The organism is Streptomyces catenulae, from assembly GCF_000718015.1.
Classification (GTDB): Bacteria; Actinomycetota; Actinomycetes; order Streptomycetales; family Streptomycetaceae; genus Streptomyces; species Streptomyces catenulae.
This window is the reverse complement of the sequence record NZ_JODY01000014.1, coordinates 55,513-71,925: the sequence shown is the minus strand read 5'-3', so window position 1 is coordinate 71,925 and position 16,413 is coordinate 55,513. Positions and strand designations below refer to the sequence as shown.

The window sequence follows — 16,413 nt, the reverse complement described above, 5'->3', positions numbered from 1 at the left end:
CGTCCCCGCTCCGTACCGACCGACCGCGCACCGTCACCGAGGAGAGACCGCCATGGCACAGCTCACCGCCCAGGACGTCATCAGCCTGCTCACCCGGAGCGCGGGGGACCTGGAGTTCTCCGGCGACCCCGCCGACGCCCTCGACCTGCCCTTCGACACGCTCGGCTGCGACTCGCTCGCCCTCCTGGAGACGGCGGCCCGCATCCAGGACGACTACGGTGTCGCGCTGCCCGAGGAGGTGGTGGGGGACCTCGACACCCCGCGCGCCCTCATGGCGGCCGTCAACGAGGCGGCGAACCAGGGTGGTTGAGCCGCCCGGCCCGCCGACGCAGCCGGACGAACGCGTCCGCGACCCGGACCAGCCACGCGATGTCGTCCTGGAGCCCGGCCGACCGGCCGGAGCCCTCCGCCCCCGGACCGGCGGCCGAGGGCCCCGGCACCCGGCCCGCCCGCTTCTCCTGGAGCGCCACGGCCAGGGCGCACGCCTCGGCATCGGGCCCGGGCAGCAGCGTGCCGAGGTGCCGACCGAGGTCGGGTGGCACATAGGGGAGCAGGGCGCGCTGCCCGTCCCGGATCTCGATGACGCACCGGTAGAGCCGGTAGTCCAGGTCCCGGGGCGGCAGCAGATGTCCCAGATGACGCAGTGGCGGCGGGTCGAGGACGATGTCGGGCACGGCCCGGTAGAGCGCCCGCCACAGAGGCCACAGCCGCAGGTAGGAGCGGTACTTCGCACACCACCGCGCGGCCCGGCCCAGACTCGGCCCCCAGGCGGGCACCGTCCAGCCGAACACCTTCAGGACGGTGCCGATGTCCCCGGTGAGCCAGTCCGGGGCGGACGGCAGGGCCGCGGCGTTCCCGGTCAGCGCACCCGTGATCTCCCAGCAGCGGAGCGCGCAGTGCCCGAGGGAGAGCACGGCGCCCAGCATGGCGGCGCCCATGCCCCGGCGCAGCCACGACCGCTGGGCGATCCTCATGTACCGCCAGGACAGCCGCGCCGTCTCCAGCTGACCGAACGCGCACACCCCGAAGAAGAGGTAGAGGTACGCCGCGTACCCCGGGTCGCGCATGTCCGCGGTGCTGAGCCGGTCCGCCACGAGCCGCCGCCCGTCGAGCCCCAGTGCGAGATTCAGGACGACGAGCAGCGCCGCCACGCCCACCCAGGCGGCGGCCCTGCGGCGCGCCCGGGGCCGCGCGGCGTCGGGCCGGTGCGACCAGTAGGTGAGGAACACCGTCTGCGCACCGGTCAGCCCGACGACGGCGATCTCGGTCACCAGGGGCGCCAGCCGCTGGTAGGCGGGGAGCAGGGTGGCGGTCGCGGTCACCCGGTTGAGCTGTTCCAGGAAACTGACCGTGGAGGACAGGAAGAAGCCGCACAGGGCGAGCACGGCCGGGTCCCGGCGGCTGCGCAGCAGTACGGGGACGTTGTAGATGAACGCGGCGAGGGCCGCGGCGGCGCAGAACCAGCCGGTGATCCGGCTGGGAAGGCTGTCAAGCAACGTTCCTCGAAGGCAGTTGGTGCGGGGAGGCGGGGGTCAGCCGGGTTGTCCGGGGGCGCCGGGGCCGACCGGGCGTGGCAGCCGGGAGCCGACGATGGTCGCCTCGATGCGCGCGAGGATCTCCGCGTCCGCGCGGGGCATCTCCCCGGCGGCCTCCGGAGGATCGGCGGGGGCCTGCTTGAGGAAGAGTGACGCGATCATCTCGGCCTCGCGCTCCTGCGGATCGGTGTACCCGGACCGGTGGAGGGCGTCCCGCACCAGCTGCGGGGCGAGATCGGGGAAGAGGGCGCCGGTCCCTGGGCCGATCAGGTCGTCGGCGGTGCGGTGGCCGCAGAGCATGTGGGCCAGCTCGTGGACGATGATGTGGTTGCGGTACGCGTGGCCGGTGTCGGCCGCGTACACGATGACGTCCACGTCCGGCCAGGCGATCCACATCCCGCAGGGCTCGGGAGGCTTGAGCTTCATGGGGACGGTGACGATCGGCCGACCACGTAACGCGCTGATGTGGCTGCGTAGTTCGGCGGTGCTCCGGGGACCGGGGGCGCCGAGCGACGCGAGGCGCCGTTGGCAGGCGCGGCGCAGGTCGGCCTTCCCCCGGAACACTGCCCGGAGCGGTCTCAGGAGAGCGGACACTACGTGGACCTACTCCTCAACGGGCGGCAATCCCTGCAGCTTGCGGACTTGGTCGATGACGGCGGTGATGGCGGCGAGGCTCTCCGGCGGCAGCCCCACCACGCGCAGGGCCACATCGCGCACACCTGCCTGGCTCAGCTCGTTGAGCGCCGCCAGCTGGGAGTCGACGCGGTCGGCGTGGTCGGGATCGACGAAATAGGCCGGCGAGACACCGAAGAACTGCGCCAGGGCGCTCAGCAGGCCGGTGGAGGGGTTGGACCGCTGGCCGGTGCGGAGCGCCGAGAGGTACGCACCGCTCACCTTCAACCCCGGGTTGATGCGTTTGACCTCCTCGGCCACCTCGCGGTTGCTCCAGTTCCTTCCCCGTGGCCGACTGGTGCGGAACAGGGTGTTGAGCCGTTCCGCGAGCACCACTTGACCGTTGTTGTCCGGCATGTTTTCGCTCTCTGCCCCATTCAGGGATGTTATCGACCCCAATTATCCACTCACAGCCTACAGTTGACAATGAAAGGGTCACATCTACAGAATGCAATCAACTTGCAGTTGTCTGTATGCGGCCGCTATCAACTGATAGTTGACTCTGGTTGACGGGCGCCTCGTCATGGAGAGGGACCATGGGAGTCCAGATAGGCATCGATGTGCTCGGCTCACTCTCGCTCCACACGGACGAGGTGCAGGCGACCCCGACCGCCCCCAAGGAGCGCAAGGTCCTCGCGCTCCTGCTGATGAACCACTCACAGGTCGTACCGGTCTCCCAGCTCGTCGAGGAGCTGTGGCACGACAGCCCGCCCAGAACCGCGCTGACCGCGCTGCAGACCTACATCCGCAACATCCGCCGCAGCATCGCGCTCAAGATGTCCCTCCCGTCGGCCAAGGTGAGCGGGGACCTCCTGCGGACCCGGAGCCAGGGCTACGTCTTCCACACCGAGGCGTGCACCTTCGACCTGGCGGAATTCCGCCGACTCGCCGAGGCCGGACGGGCGGCGCTGCGCACCGGCGACCAGGTCGGCGCGGTACGGCAGTTACAGCTCGCCGACGACCTCTGGCAGGGCTCCGCCCTCGTCGACGTGGAACAGGGACTGCCGCTCCAGGCGGAGGTCTCCCGCCTCGAACAGGCCCGCCGGACCGCGCGCGGCTTACGTATCGAGACGGTGCTCCGCATCGGCCGCCACGAGGAGGTCCTCGGCGAACTGGCCGGACTCGTGCTCCAGCAGCCCTTCGACGAGCATCTGCACGCGTACTACATGCTCGCCCTGCAACGCTCCGGGCGCCGCCCTCACGCCCTGGAGACGTTCGACCGGCTCCGCCGCTCCATGGCCGACGAACTGGGCCTCGAACCCTCCCCCGACCTGCGCCGCCTCCAGCAGGAGATCCTCGGCCCCACGGACCCCGCCCCCTACGGCGCGGGCCGGACGACGGGCCCGGCGGACACGCGCGAGGTGCACGCCCTCCTCCAGCGGACCCGCCTCGGCGCGCCCGTGCCCGCGCTCTGAGCCCGCGATGCCGTCCCCGGTGTCCCGCGACGGCGGGCGCTGGAAGGCGCTGACCTTCCTCTGCCTGGCCCAGCTGATGGTCGTGCTCGACGTCACGATCGTGAACATCGCCCTCCCCTCCGCCCAGCACGATCTGGGCTTCTCCGACGCCGACCGGCAGTGGGTGGTCACCGCCTACGCCTTGGCCTTCGGCGGCCTGCTGCTGTCCGGCGGCCGGGCGGCCGACCTGTGGGGCCGTAAGCGCGTCTTCATCGTCGGCGTCACCGGTTTCGCGGCGGCCTCCGCCCTCGGCGGCGCCGCCGTCGACACCGCCATGCTCATGGGGGCCCGCGCTCTGCAGGGCGTCTTCGGCGCCCTGCTCGCCCCGGCCGCCCTGTCCCTGCTGGCCGTGACCTTCACCGAGGCCCGCGAACGCGCCAAGGCGTTCGGCATCTACGGAGCCATCGCCGGTGGCGGCGCCGCCCTCGGCCTTGTGCTGGGCGGGGTGCTCACCGAGTACCTCACCTGGCGCTGGACGCTCCTCGTCAACATCGTCTTCGCCCTCGTCGCGGTCCTCGGCGCCCTCGCGTACGTCCACGAGCCCTCCGCCGGCCGCCCCGGCGGGCGCCGACTGGACCTGCCCGGCGTCCTGCTCGCCTCCGGCGGACTGGCCTGCCTGGTCTACGGCTTCACCCGTGCCGAGAGCACCGGCTGGCGCGCCCCCGGCACCCTCGGCCTGATGGGTGCCGGGCTGCTCATGCTGACCGCCTTCGTGGCCGTCGAGCGGCGGGCGTCGGCGCCGCTGCTGCCGCTGCGGGTGATCCTCGACCGCAATCGCGGCGGCGCCCTCCTCTGTCTGGCCCTCGCGATCACCGGCATGTTCGGTGTGCTGTTGTTCCTGACCTTCTACCTTCAGGGCGTCCTCGGCTTCAGCCCGCTGAAGTGCGGGCTGGCGTTTCTGCCGATGACGGCGGGCATGATGACCGGCGCCACCCAGATCGGCACCCGCCTGGCCCCGCGCCTGTCGGCCCGCACCTTGATGGCGCCCGGCTACCTCGTCGCCGCCGGGGGGCTGGCGCTGCTGGCCCGGATCACTCCGGACAGCTCCTACGCCGCCGTCGTCCTGCCCGGTATGGCCGTCATGGGGCTGGGCATGGGCACCGCCCTGACACCGGCGATGAGCCTGGCCACGTACGGCGTCGCACCGCAGGACTCCGGTGTCGCCTCGGCCATGGTCAACACCTCCCAGCAGATCGGCGGCGCCATCGGCACCGCCCTGCTCAACACCCTCGCCACCAGCGCCACCGGCGCCTACCTCCACCACCACGGCGCCTCGGGTCCGGAGCCGTCCGGCCGACTGGGCCTGGAGGCGGTGTCCCACGGCTCGGCCACCGCCCTCTGGTGGGCGTCCGGTTTCCTCCTCCTGGCCGCGGCCCTCGCCGCCCTCCTCGTCAACCACCACCCCGGCACCCCGGCGCCCTCGGCGGACGGGGCCGCGACGCGCCCGGCGGCCGTGTCCTGAACTCCCGCGGTGCGGTTGTGACGCAGGCGCCAGCCGCGCAGATTCTTGCCTCGGAACGGGACGCGGACAGCAGGGCCCGCGCCCGGGTACGCCTTGTCCGCCCAGCACTTGATCTCGTCGGCGGCGAGAGCGGCGGGAATGCCATGGGCCCGGCCTTCTTCCGCACCGTCGTCATGGCCTTTTCCAGCGTGGGCGCCTGAGCGGCGAGGAGGTCGACGGCCTCGCGTGTGTCCCGGTAGGCCGTCGCGATCCCGACGCGAAAACCTGCTGCGAGGCGGCCGTCGGTGTCGCCGCTGCGCAGGTGGGTCAGGACGGGCAGGGCCTGCCGACCGCAGGTCAGGCGATGCCACCGGGAGCCGATGCGACGGCGGTGGCCTGCGAGGAGACCGGAGAGGTGCTGCAGAGTGCGGCTGGACAGATCGATGCCGGATGGGCAGACAAGTATGCGAAAGCTCCTGGCAGACTGGTGATCTTGGTCGTGAACTCGTCCACCAGGGGCTTTCTTCATGTCCGCTGCTGGGGTCGCCCGTCCAACCTCCCGTCAGGTTGGAAACCTCAGTGGGTGGTGGCGTGAGGGAGCGCGCGCGGAAGTGCCCGACGCCGGTCACGATCGCGGGACGGTGGTCGGAGCGACACCGATCCCCTTCGTACCCGCGTCGTGCCCGGCTACCTGCGAGCCGGGCACGAGCTGGATCCGGTCGAGCTCACGGTTCAGGGCCGAATCGCACTCCCCTCCGGTGTGCTCAGCTGTGCTCAGCGAGGAGCGGTATCGCCCGGAGGCTCTTCCCCCAGGAGCGCGAGGAGCCCGGGGAATCTCTTCTCGATGTCCGTGCGACGTAGCCGGATGCCCTTGCGGTTGCCGTAGTCGATCTCGTCGATGAGACCTGCCTCGCGCAGGACCCGGAAGTGGTGGGTCTGGGTCTGCTTCGAGATCGGAAGATCGAACGAGTTGCAGCCCCGCTCGCTGTCGCTGCGGTCGGCGGCCAACTCCGTCATCACCGAACGACGGTGCTCGTCGGCGAGGGCGCGGAACACCGCACCCAGATCGAGCGCATCGGCCTCCGGGCCGACCAGGTTCCTCCCGGCCACGCGGCACCTCCTTCAGGTACGACTTGCATCGTACCTGAAGGGCATGCTTCTCTGAGGTACGAAATTGATCGTACCTTGGTGCGCCGCCCCGTGCCGCCGCGCCCTGAGACCCGGCCTCGGCACGCGCCGGGGACCTGGCCATCGCCCCCCGAGAGGTCATCGTCATGAAGAAGCCCGAGGTGCTGATAGTCGGTGCCGGAATCGCAGGGCCCGCACTCGCGTACTGGCTCTCCCGGAATGGCTACCGGCCGACGGTCGTCGAACACGCCCGGCAGCTGCGTTCCGGTGGTAGCGCGATCGTCGTGAAGGGGCCCGCGATCCCGGTCGCCGACCGCATGGGCGTCCTCCCGCAGCTCCACGAGCTCGCCACCCGCAATCGGTCACTGACCCTGCTCGACCCCGGCGGCAGGCGAATCCTGCAACTCCCGCTCACCTCGGACAAGGCGCCGACGGTCGAAGTGACCCGAGCCGACCTGTCCGAGGTGCTCCACCGGTCGGCGCAGACCGAGGCCGAGTTCTTGTTCGACGACACGGTCACCGCTCTCGACCAGGACGAAGACGGGGTGGACGTCACCTTCCGGCGGTCCGCGCCACGGCGCTTCGACTTGGTAGTGGGTGCCGACGGGATGCACTCCACCGTACGGCGCCTGGTATTCGGGCCCGAGCGGCAGTTCGCGAGCGACCTGGGCCTGTACGGCGCGACCGTCCCGCTGGAACCCGACGCCATCGAGGACCCGACCGAGATGACGATGCTGACCGTGCCGAACCGGATGCTGGTCCTCCACCCCTCGCGGACCACCCCGCTCGCGATCTTCACCTTCCGGGCCGCACAGCCGACGCCCCACGACCGCAAGAACATCGCCCTTCACAAGCAGACCGTGGCCGACGCCTACGCCGACGTGCGGTGGCGGGCACCGGAACTCGTGGCAGCCTTCCTCGACCACCCGGCTCCGTTCTTCGACCCCTTGACCACCGTCCGGGTGCCCTCGTGGTCCCGCGGACGGGTCGTACTGCTCGGGGACGCGGCGGCGGCGACGGCCCTGCTGGGCGACGGGTCCAGCATGGCGATGGCGGGCGCGTACGCCCTCATGGAAGAGCTCGCCGCCCATCCCGGTGATCACGCCCGCGCCTTCGCCGCCTACGAGTCGCGGCTCCGCCGTGAGGTAGGCCCGCGGCAGCGACGCGTCGGTCTGCTCTCCAGGCTCATGGTGCCCCGCACCCGGCCGGGCCTCGCGGTGCGCAACGCGGTGGGCCGCGCGGTCGGTCGCACAAACCGGATCGCCTCTCGCGAAGCCGCGAACCGGTAGACCGGGCCCGCACGACCGGTCACCGGTCGGTACGCAGCTCCGCGGTAGCTCTCAGCCGGGTTGGCGCCGCCATGTCCGATGAGCCCGGCTCGGGTACGACGCCGTCGCAGAGGGCGGTGAGCTGGTCGCCGGAGAGCGTGCCGTCGGCCAGCAGGCCGCGTCGTTGGGCCTCCCAGAGCAGGGTGATGCGGTCGACGGGCTCACCCCGGTGGTGGAGCGCGCCGAGGCAGCGGTAGAGCTGCCCGTGGGCCGGGTCGGTGAAGTCGCCCGGTCGCAGCCAACCGACGACCTCGTCCACGGCGTTCGGCTGCTCGACGAGGACAGCTAGAAGGAATCGCTCGTCCTCGGCGACGCGGTCGGCCCGGACCGGCGGGACGACCGGTGTGGTGGCCGACGGAGCAGCTGGCGCGACCGGGTGCGGTTCCGTTCCCCACCGCCGTGCGAGATCGCCGAGTACCCCGGTGAGAACGTCGGCGTGGTGCAGGGCTTCCTCGACGTCGCCCCGCAGCGCGTCGGCACGCGCTGCTTGGTGGAGGCGGACGGTGTGTTCGGTGATGGTGCGGTGGATGGCGCCCTCCAGCACCATGCGGCCGTACACCGGAGCGTGTGCGGGGCGCGGGCAGGACTGGATGAGGGTGTGGGCCTACGACGAGGTCAGCCCCCGAACGTGGCGGTCGGCCTCGTCGACCGCATCGGTCACCCACGACAGCGGCACGGGCTGCTCGTCCAGCGCGGGGTGGCCGTCGTCGCGGAGCGTGCGCAGTGCGGCGAACAGTGCTCGGTGGACGGGGCGGGAGAAGTGATCCGGTGTGAGCCAGTCCAGGTGCGAGAGCTGGTCCGGGTCGAGCAGGACGGCGCCGAGTACTGCCTGCTCCGTGGTCATCAGCGGGTTCATCGCCGTCCCCTGGTACTGGGGGTGTCGGTCCCGCTCCGGCGGGCATGGAGGGCGGTGACCGCCCGGTCGGCCGCTGCCATCGCCTGGGAGAACCCGTTCAGCGTGCTGGTGAACGCGGGGTCGGTGGCGGGAATCGCTCCGGGACCGCTGACCCACCACCACCGACCGTCGCGCAGGAGGACCGGCGCGTGGGCGAGCCGCTCGGGGCGCGGTGGATACTGATCATCATGCGCGTTGACTTCGACCCCGCCGAGATGCCCCGTACCGACTTCTACCGGCTGCTGACCGCCACCGTGGTGCCCCGGCCCATCGCCTGGGTGTCCACGGTCACCGCCGAGGGCACGCCCAATCTGGCCCCGCACTCGTTCTTCACCATCGCCGCCGTCGCCCCGCCCGTTGTGCAGTTCACGTCCGTGGGGCGGAAGGACTCGTTGCGTAATGTCGAGGCGACCGGTGAGTTCGTGGTCAATCTCGCTCCCGAGGGGCTTGCCGCGCAGGTCAATGACACCGGGACGGATTTCCCGCACGGTGTCAGCGAGTTCGAGGCCGCGGGGGTCGCCGCGGAGGCGAGTCTGCGGGTGGCGCCGCCGCGGGTGGCCGGGTCGCCGGTGGCGCTGGAATGTGTGCTGCACAGCACGGTGCGGATCGGTGACTCCACCGTGGTCTTCGGGCGCGTGGTGCACGCCGCGGTCTCCGAGGAGGTCCTGGTCGACGGGCACGCCGAGATCGGGCGGCTACGTCCGCTGAGCCGCCTCGGCAAGGACGAATGGGGCACGCTCGGCGAGATCCGCGAACTCTCCCGCATCCGGCACACGGACTGGCAGGGGCCGAGCAGCCCCGGCGCCTGACCCGACCCAGGCGCTCCGGGGCGTCCGCCTCCGCCGCCCCGGACGCCCGTTACCGGGCCTCGCCCCCGGTGGCCGGGTGGCCGCCCCGGATCTGGAGACCGTCCAGCAGTTCGCGGGTGGCGGCGGTCACCGCGTCCACCGCCTCGTCGAACACCTCGCGGTTGTGGGCGGCGGGGGAGCGGAACCCGGAGACCTTGCGGACGTACTGCAGGGCCGCCGCCCTGATGTCGTCCTCGGTGGCGTCGGGCGTCATGGGCGGGCGGAGCGTCTTGATGCTGCGGCACATGCTCCCAGTCTGCCTCCGCCCGGGCCCACCGGGCAGCCGGACGGGACCGGGACGCGGCGCCGACCGGGACGCCGCGGCGGTCAGCCGAGACCGGTGACCCGCATCGTGATGTTGAGCCGCCCGCCGCGCAGCCCGCACGCGGGATCGCAGCTGCCCGGATACACCTTCGGCACCCCGTGGTACGCGAACCGGGACGGTCCGCCGAACACGAAGAGGTCCCCGGACCGCAGCTCCACATCGGTGTACGGACGGCCGCGGTTCTCGGTGTTGCCGAACCGGAAGACGCAGTTGTCACCGATGCTCAGCGACACCACCGGCGCCCCGGACCGCTCCTCCTTGTCCTGGTGCATCCCGAGCCGCGCCGCCTCGTCGTAGAAGTTGATCAACGCCGTGTCGGGGGTGTACCCGTCGCCCGCCGCCGCGTCCCCGTACGCCTCGGTCACCGCCCGCCGTCCCAGCGCCACCATCCAGTCCGGGAAGGCGGCCACCCGCGCGCCGTTCACATCGTCGGCGGTGCGGGTGTACGCGTACGGCTGCCAGTGCCAGCCGAGGCAGACCGTCTGGACCGACATCACCCCGCCGCGCGGCAGCCTGGTGTGCCGGATCGGCACCGGACCGCGCGCCCACCCCCGGCACGCCACGACCAGCTCCCGCTGCGCCGCCGCGTCCAGCCAGTCCGGTACGTGCACCACCCCGGGCGCGAGCTGCCGCCGGGCGCGCGGCGCACCGCCCGCCGGGCCGCCGAGCCCCTCGAACCCGGGCAGTGGCGTCGTCATCCGCTTCCTTTCGTCCCCGGTGGGCCGCTTGCCGTGCCCCTTCCAGGCTGCCACTCGCGGTGCGTCACGCGGGCGGTCCGGGCAGGGTGCGGGTGACCCAGCCCCGGTCGATCAGCCAGGTGTGTCCGTCGGCGGTGGCGCCCCGCATGCCGTCGAGGGTTCCGGGGCCGGTGAGCGCGGCGAGCCGGGAGTCGCCGAGCGCCGCGAAACCGACCGTACGGGCGGGATCCCAGCCGGTGCTGTGCCGCAGCCGCCTGCTCATCCGGGCCCAGCCCCGCGGCGCCGCCGCGATCACCCAGGCATCCGGCTCCGGAGCGGTCAGCCGGTTTGCGAACCGGAGCCATGAAGCGGCCTCTTCCGGCCAGTCGACGGTGGCCCACACCTGCCGCCCGGCCGCCCGCCACGCCTCGGCGAACGCCCGCGCCGCCGCGACCGACACCGCGTCCCGGCTGTGCCCGACGACCACCGCGTCGACCCGTGGGCGCCGGACACCCGGCGGGGCCGTCAGCAGGGCGAGCACCGCCGCCAGTTCGGCGTCCGTGGGGGCGGCGGGCGCGGGGACGCCGCTGAGCTGCGCGGCCACCTCCGCCGCGGGGAGCAGCGGACTCGCCGTACGCCGTTCCGCACCGTCGCGTACGGGCATCGCTTCCCCCTCGTCCGGCGGACGGTCGGGCGTCCCGGAGGCGCCCGCCACCGGACCCCGGCCCGACCGGTGCCGCCGCTTGCCATGGATGGTCACCCCTCGATTCTGCGCCGCTGCCCGGCGGCGGACCGGCGGAAATCCGCCATGGTGATCGGCGCCCCCGACGGCCCGTCAGCCCCGCCGCGAGGAGGACGCTCACCCGTTTCCCGGCCCTGGACACGGCGCGGGCGTCCGCCGTAATGTCCACCGGCGTACGCCGTGCGGGCCGCCCCCGAACGACGTATGCGCCCTACGCAACGGAGCCGGTCGGCCGATGGACGTCCCCGGTCGCCGGGCCCGGGCCGGACGGGACCGGGCAACCGGCCCGGGACCTGCGGCTTCGCGAGGTACGGGGCCGTCCGAAGGCGCCGCGGCGCCGGGAGGTTCATACTGCCGTCGAGGGTCGGCGCGGCCGACGGGAGACCGAACGCACCGCGTCGTCGTTAGTGAGGCGTTAGCGCCCCGTTAGCCACCTGCCAGCGCCCCGGGGCACGCTGGCCGGGCAGCCGATTCGACCGTGCGTACCCACGCAAGGCGGGTACCCACCCACCACCCGAGGGGGAGCCGCATGTCGCTCACCAGCAAGGCTCTCGGCCGCGGCCGCCGTCTGGCAGCCGGGTCGCTGATCGCCGTCGCCGCGCTCGCACTGACCGCCTGCCAGGAGGGTTCCGGCAGCTCCGGCTCACACGCCGCTCCGGCATCGTCGCCCACCGCCGGTCAGGAAGCGCCCCGGCCCTCCGGCAGCGAGGCGCGGCCCTCCGACGGCGGGCCCAGCGCCGGAGCCGAGGAATCCACCGCGCCCGGCCACGCCCCCGGAGCCGAGAAGCCGACCCCCGCGAGCCCCGGGCACCGGCCCGGCAAGGCCACCCCGGGCGCCGGGAGCGACTCCCCGTCCGCGCTCACCGCGTCGGACCGCTGCACCTCCGCCCAGCTGTCGCTGCGGCTGGGCACCCCCGACGCCGGTGCCGGGAACTTCCGCTACCCGCTGACCTTCACCAACAAGGGCAAGAAGAGCTGCACGCTCCGCGGCTACCCCGGCGTCTCGCTGATCTCCCGGGACGGCACCCGCATCGGCACGCCCGCCACCCGCGAGGGCGGCGCGGGCGGCACCGTCCGTCTGGCGCCCGGCGCGAGCGCCCACGCCCTGGTCCACACCGTCAACGAAGGCGTCTCCGACACCCCGTGCTGGAAGCGCGGCGACTACGTGTACGTCTACGCGCCGGGCTCCAAGGAGTCCATGACGACGGGCAGCGGCAACCTCCGTGTCTGCGGCGGCGAGTTCACCATCACCGCCGTCGAGCCCGGCACCTTCAGCTGACGCGGCCCGTCCGCCGGACCCGGCCGAACGGCGCGGTCACCACGTACCGGTGACCGCGCCGTTCGCATGCGGTGGGGGAGGGGAGCGGTTGCGCCATACCATCCCGGTGTCCCCGAATTCCCGGAATGCGCCGGGCGCGTAATTTCCAGACCGTACGGTTTGGAAATGCCGGTGCTCCGGGTGGCCGCCAGGGGTTCGAAAGCGACCTTCCGGGTGCCCGGTGCGGGAATCGCTGAGGAAAACCAGACCGCCGCGTCCTATTCTCCGGGAATTCCGTCGAATGGGGCGTGCCAGAATCCGGCCGTGACTACCGAACACGGCCTTCTCGCCGGCAAAGTCGTTCTGATCACCGGAGCCAGCAGCGGCATCGGCGCCGCCGCGGCCCGGGTCTTCGCCGCCGAACAGGCCACCCTCGTCCTCGCCGCCCGGCGCACCGACCGGCTCGCCGCCCTCGCCGACGAGCTGCGGGACAAGGGCGCACAGGTGGTGTACGCGCCGACGGACGTCACCCGCGCCGACGAGGTGCGCAGGGTCGTGGACCTCGCACTCGACACCTTCGGCCGACTGGATTCGGCGTTCAACAACGCCGGGGTCGGCGGTGACCAGGACGCCATGCATCTCATGGACGACACGGTCTACGAACAGATCATGGAAACGAATGTCCGCGGCACCTGGAATTGCCTGCGGTACGAAATACGGGCGATGTTGCAGAACCCGCGCGGGGGTTCCATCGTGAACAACAGCAGCGTCGGCGGATTGCAGTCCATTCCGGCCGCCGCGCCCTACGTCGCGTCGAAACACGCCGTCGCCGGTCTGACCAAAGCCGCCGCGGCCGAATACGCGAACCGGTCCATCCGCGTCAACAGCGTCGCGCCGGGCACCACCCGCAGCGAGATCATCGCCGACTGGTTCGACCGCAACCCGGAGCTGGAGCCCCGGCTGCACGCCGCCACCCCGCAGGCGCGCACCGCCCGCGCCGAGGAGATCGCCGAGGCCGCGGCCTGGCTGTGCAGCGACCGCTCGTCGTTCGTCACGGGCGTGGTGGTGCCGGTCGACGGCGGCTTCACGATGGTCTGAGGCGGGCGGCGGACCCGCCCGGCCCGGGCCGCCCGGCGACGGCCGGAGCGCCGCGGTCCGCGGGGTACCACCCGCGGCCCACCGGCCTCCGCCCGCCGGGCTGCCGTTACTTCAGTGTGCTGTGGAAGACCTGCTGGTCGTCCTGGTAGCCGTGCACCACGACCCGGAAACCGTCCCCGTCGGCCGTACCGTCGAAGATCTCCGCCTCGATCCAGCAGGGCGCGTCGAACTCGACGTACTGGTCGAACGAGGTCCTGACGTCCCGGGGAACGAACGAGGCCGGTGCCGTCAACCGCGCCGCCTGGTGGGCGGCTTCGATCAGCACCAGCCCCGGAGTGTGGTCGACCGGGTGGTCGTACAGCAGCCGGTTGGAGAAGTCGCACCGTAGTTGCCAGCGCCGGGCCCGCTCGGTCGGTGACAGCGCCACCTCCGCCGGGTCGCGGCGCCCCACCTCCCCGGGCGCCACCGGCTCGGGCAGGTGCGGCTGGTCCCGGACGGCGTCGACGTGCGTACCGCGCAACCGCCGGTAGACCGCCGGGGCGATCCACTCGAAGTCCGTGGCCCCGTCGCCGATCCGCACGCCTTCCGGGGTGGTCAGCTTCATCTCCAGCCGCAGGCCCGTCAGCCGGTTGCCGCGCCGACGCTGATCCGTACCGGACACATGCAGGACGAGGTCGACCGGTTCACCCTCGGGCGGCTGGAAGGACGGCTCCAGGGAGAAGTCGAAGGTCCGCAGCAGCACCGCGTGGTTCAGCGGCGCCCCGAACTCCGCATGGGCGATCAGGAGTCCGGCCTGCCGGATGGTCTGCGCCACGATCAGGGATTCGTGCCGCACCCCGCCGTCCCCGGCTCCGGTGAAGCCGGGCCAGCGTGCCGTGAGGGCGAACTCCAGCTCCCCGCGCCGCTCGCACCCCGTCAGGAAGACGGAGTCGTCGAAGCTGAGATGGAGGAATTCCTTGCGCACCGCGGAAGTTGCCCGCTCCGGCGTATCGGGCTGACGTGAGCTGTGCGGCAGTTCAGGCCGGCCGGAGTGGCTCGGTATGAGCAGCATTGGGCACTCGACTCCCCTGGTGCGGTGGTCTGGTACTGAACCGGCGGTTCCGGCAAATGCTAAGATACGTACTGCCCGGTTTTCTTTGCAATGCGTCGCTGAAGATAATGACGATCCGGTGTTCGAACCCACCGGACACCCGCTTCGTCCGGAGCCGGAGGCACCGGCGGCGACTGACGAATGAGGTCTCCTGATGGCGCGGCAGGCACGGGCGATCCAGACTCGGCGCACGATTCTGGAGGCGGCCGGAGAGGTCTTCGACGAACGCGGCTACGACTCCGCGACCATCGCGGAGATCCTCGGCCGGGCGGGCGTGACCAAGGGCGCGCTGTACTTCCACTTCACCTCGAAGGAAGACCTCGCCCGGGGCGTGCTCGGCGAGGCGTTGACGACCGAGGGCGTCCTGCCGCAGGAATCCAAGCTGCAGGAGTGGGTCGACGTCGGCATGGTCCTGGCCCACCGCCTGCCCCGGGAGCCGCTGCTGCGCGCCTCCATCACGCTCTCCGCCGACCAGCACGCCCGCGCGCTCCTCGGCACCTCCTGGCCCGGCTGGATCGACTACCTCGCCGAGATGCTGCAACAGGCCAAGGATCAGGGCGAACTGCTGCCGCACATCGACCCGCAGGAGACCGCGGCGCTCTTCGTCGGCGCCTGGACCGGCGTCGAGGTGGTGAACTCCGCGATCGCCGGTGGCCGCCTGGAGGAGAAGATCGCCGCGCTCTACGACCACGTCCTGCCGGGCATGGCCGTCCCCGGGGTGCTCGGACGGCTGGACACCGCCGCCGACCGCGGTGCCCGGATGTGGCGCGCGCACCGGAACTCCCTCGGCGCGGACGCCGCCGCCCCGGGCGCCTGAACCGCCCGGCCGTGGCGGGAGTTCGACCCCGCCCGGCCTACCGCACCAACGCCGAAGCCGCCCGCGGTCGCCCGCGTGGAGCCGTTCGCGGTCCGGACGGCTCCGGGGTCTGCGGCGCCCCGGGGCCCGCGAGTATCGGCAGGAACGACCGCCACAGGCCGGTCACCGCGGACGGGGTGAGCCAGGCCGCGTCCTCGCGGGCGAGCACCTCGAATCCGGTCGTCGCCCCCACCAGAGCCGCCGCCGATTCCTCGGCCGCCAGGCCCGGTACCAGCAGGTTCTGTTCCTCGGCGCGGTCGAGGAGTTCGCATACGCACACATGCCAGCGGGCGCGCAGGTCGGGTCCGGAGCGGTGCGCAGACTGGCAGTTGAGGCGGTATCCGGCGCGGGTGACGACATCGGTGGCCAACTGCCGGGCGAGGACGTGGGTGGTGTCGACGAGTGCCTGGAGCGGGTCCGGGGTGAGATGGCGGACGGTGCGGGCGGACTCGTGCAGCGTGCGCGCGGCCTCCTCCTCGACGGCCGCGGCGACCGCCGCCTTGGTGTCGAAATGGAAGTGCAGCGCGCCGGTGCTCACCCCGGCCCCCGCGCTGATCGCGCTGAGCTTCGCCCGCGGGTAGCCGTGCTCGTCGAAGGTCTGGGCGGCGGAGCGGATCAGCGCCCGCCGGGTCTGCGCAGACCGGGGCTGCCGACTCATCGGGCACCTCCCGGGGCCCGGACGCACCGGGCCGGACCGGGCGCCGCGCCGGTGCGGCGGCACACGAAGGTGGGGGGAAGCTGCGGGTGGGGGCGGGTCATGGCCCCATAAAACCAACGCCCCGGTCTGATTTCCACCGCCCGGAAGAGTGGTCGAGAGACGGGATGCCTTGTGGGAAAAGGGAGTTGGGGAGGGGTTCGGGTGGCTGGCCCGATCCTGGCACCGGGGGATGAAGTGGCCTGAAAGGTGAGGCTTCGGGAGGGATGCCCCGGCCGGTACGTCCGCCAGAGCGTTCCGGCCCGGTGACGGGGTTCGGGTCGGCTCCTGGCGCGGCGTCTCGGACGGCCGGTGCGGCGCCGATCGCCGGGCCGCCGCCGTGGCCGCGGTGTGACGCTCCGGCCGCGGCCC

The 16,413-nt window shown here is 72.4% G+C and carries 18 protein-coding genes and 1 pseudogene; 8 read left to right on the top strand and 11 right to left on the bottom strand.

Annotation, left to right across the window (positions count from 1 at the left end):
* Window positions 1-52 precede the first annotated feature (52 nt).
* Window positions 53-310 (top strand): acyl carrier protein, encoded by a 258-nt coding sequence (locus tag IF23_RS0114770; RefSeq protein WP_030283698.1) that lies wholly within the window; start codon window positions 53-55, stop codon window positions 308-310.
* Here the strand turns inward: IF23_RS0114770 and IF23_RS0114765 are convergent.
* The 3 genes from IF23_RS0114765 to IF23_RS0114755 all read right to left on the bottom strand — a co-directional run bounded on the left by IF23_RS0114765 (window position 282) and on the right by IF23_RS0114755 (window position 2,564).
* Window positions 282-1,496 (bottom strand): MAB_1171c family putative transporter, encoded by a 1,215-nt coding sequence (locus IF23_RS0114765; protein WP_030283697.1) that lies wholly within the window; start codon window positions 1,494-1,496, stop codon window positions 282-284. The two genes, IF23_RS0114770 and IF23_RS0114765, sit on opposite strands and share 29 nt — an antisense overlap.
* 36 nt (window positions 1,497-1,532) lie before the next feature.
* Complete coding sequence (locus IF23_RS32055; protein WP_157848015.1) at window positions 1,533-1,961, bottom strand: toxin; 429 nt, start codon at window positions 1,959-1,961, stop codon at window positions 1,533-1,535.
* A gap of 177 nt (window positions 1,962-2,138) precedes the next feature.
* Window positions 2,139-2,564 (bottom strand): helix-turn-helix domain-containing protein, encoded by a 426-nt coding sequence (locus IF23_RS0114755; protein WP_030283695.1) that lies wholly within the window; start codon window positions 2,562-2,564, stop codon window positions 2,139-2,141.
* Window positions 2,565-2,743: 179 nt separating this feature from the next.
* On the opposite strand from IF23_RS0114755, the gene IF23_RS0114750 reads away from it, so the two are divergent.
* Window positions 2,744-3,622 carry an AfsR/SARP family transcriptional regulator gene (locus IF23_RS0114750; RefSeq protein ID WP_078653979.1) on the top strand — a complete coding sequence of 293 codons (879 nt, stop codon included), beginning with the start codon at window positions 2,744-2,746 and terminating at the stop codon, window positions 3,620-3,622.
* A gap of 7 nt (window positions 3,623-3,629) precedes the next feature.
* Window positions 3,630-5,123, top strand: a complete 1,494-nt coding sequence (locus IF23_RS0114745; protein ID WP_030283693.1) for an MFS transporter — start codon at window positions 3,630-3,632, stop codon at window positions 5,121-5,123.
* Here IF23_RS0114745 and IF23_RS32645 read toward each other — a convergent pair.
* Window positions 5,053-5,631, bottom strand: coding sequence for a helix-turn-helix domain-containing protein (locus IF23_RS32645; protein ID WP_245654983.1), 579 nt, complete (start codon window positions 5,629-5,631; stop codon window positions 5,053-5,055). The genes IF23_RS0114745 and IF23_RS32645 overlap by 71 nt on opposite strands.
* A gap of 245 nt (window positions 5,632-5,876) precedes the next feature.
* Window positions 5,877-6,212, bottom strand: a complete 336-nt coding sequence (locus tag IF23_RS0114735; protein WP_030283691.1) for an ArsR/SmtB family transcription factor — start codon at window positions 6,210-6,212, stop codon at window positions 5,877-5,879.
* A gap of 164 nt (window positions 6,213-6,376) precedes the next feature.
* Here IF23_RS0114735 and IF23_RS0114730 point away from each other — a divergent pair, with 164 nt between their 5' ends.
* Complete coding sequence (locus IF23_RS0114730; RefSeq protein WP_030283689.1) at window positions 6,377-7,519, top strand: FAD-dependent monooxygenase; 1,143 nt, start codon at window positions 6,377-6,379, stop codon at window positions 7,517-7,519.
* 43 nt (window positions 7,520-7,562) lie between these two features.
* On the opposite strand, the pseudogene IF23_RS31205 reads toward IF23_RS0114730, so the two are convergent.
* Window positions 7,563-8,414: pseudogene (locus IF23_RS31205) on the bottom strand (DnaB-like helicase N-terminal domain-containing protein); the annotation flags it as partial.
* Between the two features lie 227 nt (window positions 8,415-8,641).
* Here IF23_RS31205 and IF23_RS0114720 point away from each other — a divergent pair.
* Entirely contained in the window at window positions 8,642-9,262 is a 621-nt protein-coding gene (locus IF23_RS0114720; protein WP_030283687.1) for a flavin reductase family protein, read from the top strand.
* Window positions 9,263-9,311: 49 nt separating this feature from the next.
* On the opposite strand, the gene IF23_RS0114715 is transcribed toward IF23_RS0114720, so the two are convergent.
* The 3 genes from IF23_RS0114715 to IF23_RS0114705 all read right to left on the bottom strand — a co-directional run bounded on the left by IF23_RS0114715 (window position 9,312) and on the right by IF23_RS0114705 (window position 11,063).
* Window positions 9,312-9,548, bottom strand: coding sequence for a DUF2277 domain-containing protein (locus tag IF23_RS0114715; RefSeq protein ID WP_030283685.1), 237 nt, complete (start codon window positions 9,546-9,548; stop codon window positions 9,312-9,314).
* Between the two features lie 80 nt (window positions 9,549-9,628).
* Window positions 9,629-10,324 carry an alpha-ketoglutarate-dependent dioxygenase AlkB family protein gene (locus IF23_RS0114710; protein WP_030283683.1) on the bottom strand — a complete coding sequence of 232 codons (696 nt, stop codon included), beginning with the start codon at window positions 10,322-10,324 and terminating at the stop codon, window positions 9,629-9,631.
* Window positions 10,325-10,388: 64 nt separating this feature from the next.
* The gene (locus IF23_RS0114705; protein ID WP_245654982.1) at window positions 10,389-11,063 is read right to left on the bottom strand and encodes a hypothetical protein; all 675 of its coding nucleotides are present in this window, start codon (window positions 11,061-11,063) and stop codon (window positions 10,389-10,391) included.
* A 511-nt stretch (window positions 11,064-11,574) separates the two neighbouring features.
* Here IF23_RS0114705 and IF23_RS35390 point away from each other — a divergent pair.
* Complete coding sequence (locus tag IF23_RS35390) at window positions 11,575-12,324, top strand: DUF4232 domain-containing protein (RefSeq protein ID WP_030283680.1); 750 nt, start codon at window positions 11,575-11,577, stop codon at window positions 12,322-12,324.
* A 303-nt stretch (window positions 12,325-12,627) separates the two neighbouring features.
* The gene (locus tag IF23_RS0114695; protein ID WP_030283678.1) at window positions 12,628-13,401 is read left to right on the top strand and encodes an SDR family NAD(P)-dependent oxidoreductase; all 774 of its coding nucleotides are present in this window, start codon (window positions 12,628-12,630) and stop codon (window positions 13,399-13,401) included.
* A gap of 106 nt (window positions 13,402-13,507) precedes the next feature.
* Here IF23_RS0114695 and IF23_RS0114690 read toward each other — a convergent pair whose 3' ends face one another.
* A complete protein-coding gene (locus IF23_RS0114690) occupies window positions 13,508-14,365 on the bottom strand; it encodes a ScbA/BarX family gamma-butyrolactone biosynthesis protein (RefSeq protein ID WP_051739575.1) in 858 nt (285 codons plus the stop codon).
* 280 nt (window positions 14,366-14,645) lie between these two features.
* On the opposite strand from IF23_RS0114690, the gene IF23_RS0114685 reads away from it, so the two are divergent.
* A complete protein-coding gene (locus tag IF23_RS0114685) occupies window positions 14,646-15,308 on the top strand; it encodes a ScbR family autoregulator-binding transcription factor (RefSeq protein ID WP_030283674.1) in 663 nt (220 codons plus the stop codon).
* A 37-nt stretch (window positions 15,309-15,345) separates the two neighbouring features.
* Here IF23_RS0114685 and IF23_RS0114680 read toward each other — a convergent pair whose 3' ends face one another.
* On the bottom strand, window positions 15,346-16,005 hold the full coding sequence (locus tag IF23_RS0114680) for a ScbR family autoregulator-binding transcription factor (protein ID WP_051739574.1): 660 nt from the start codon (window positions 16,003-16,005) through the stop codon (window positions 15,346-15,348).
* Between the last annotated feature and the right edge of the window lie 408 nt (window positions 16,006-16,413).

Bases quoted from the DNA above. Each gene is read 5' to 3' on its own strand.
- IF23_RS0114770 (WP_030283698.1), top strand. From the start codon at position 53: ATGGCACAGCTCACCGCCCAGGACGTCATCAGCCTGCTCACCCGGAGC.
- IF23_RS32055 (WP_157848015.1), bottom strand. From the start codon at position 1,961: ATGAAGCTCAAGCCTCCCGAGCCCTGCGGGATGTGGATCGCCTGGCCG.
- IF23_RS0114755 (WP_030283695.1), bottom strand. From the start codon at position 2,564: ATGCCGGACAACAACGGTCAAGTGGTGCTCGCGGAACGGCTCAACACC.
- IF23_RS0114750 (WP_078653979.1), top strand. From the start codon at position 2,744: ATGGGAGTCCAGATAGGCATCGATGTGCTCGGCTCACTCTCGCTCCAC.
- IF23_RS0114745 (WP_030283693.1), top strand. From the start codon at position 3,630: ATGCCGTCCCCGGTGTCCCGCGACGGCGGGCGCTGGAAGGCGCTGACC.
- IF23_RS32645 (WP_245654983.1), bottom strand. From the start codon at position 5,631: ATGAAGAAAGCCCCTGGTGGACGAGTTCACGACCAAGATCACCAGTCT.
- IF23_RS0114730 (WP_030283689.1), top strand. From the start codon at position 6,377: ATGAAGAAGCCCGAGGTGCTGATAGTCGGTGCCGGAATCGCAGGGCCC.
- IF23_RS0114720 (WP_030283687.1), top strand. From the start codon at position 8,642: ATGCGCGTTGACTTCGACCCCGCCGAGATGCCCCGTACCGACTTCTAC.
- IF23_RS0114715 (WP_030283685.1), bottom strand. From the start codon at position 9,548: ATGTGCCGCAGCATCAAGACGCTCCGCCCGCCCATGACGCCCGACGCC.
- IF23_RS0114710 (WP_030283683.1), bottom strand. From the start codon at position 10,324: ATGACGACGCCACTGCCCGGGTTCGAGGGGCTCGGCGGCCCGGCGGGC.
- IF23_RS35390 (WP_030283680.1), top strand. From the start codon at position 11,575: ATGTCGCTCACCAGCAAGGCTCTCGGCCGCGGCCGCCGTCTGGCAGCC.
- IF23_RS0114685 (WP_030283674.1), top strand. From the start codon at position 14,646: ATGGCGCGGCAGGCACGGGCGATCCAGACTCGGCGCACGATTCTGGAG.
- IF23_RS0114680 (WP_051739574.1), bottom strand. From the start codon at position 16,005: ATGAGTCGGCAGCCCCGGTCTGCGCAGACCCGGCGGGCGCTGATCCGC.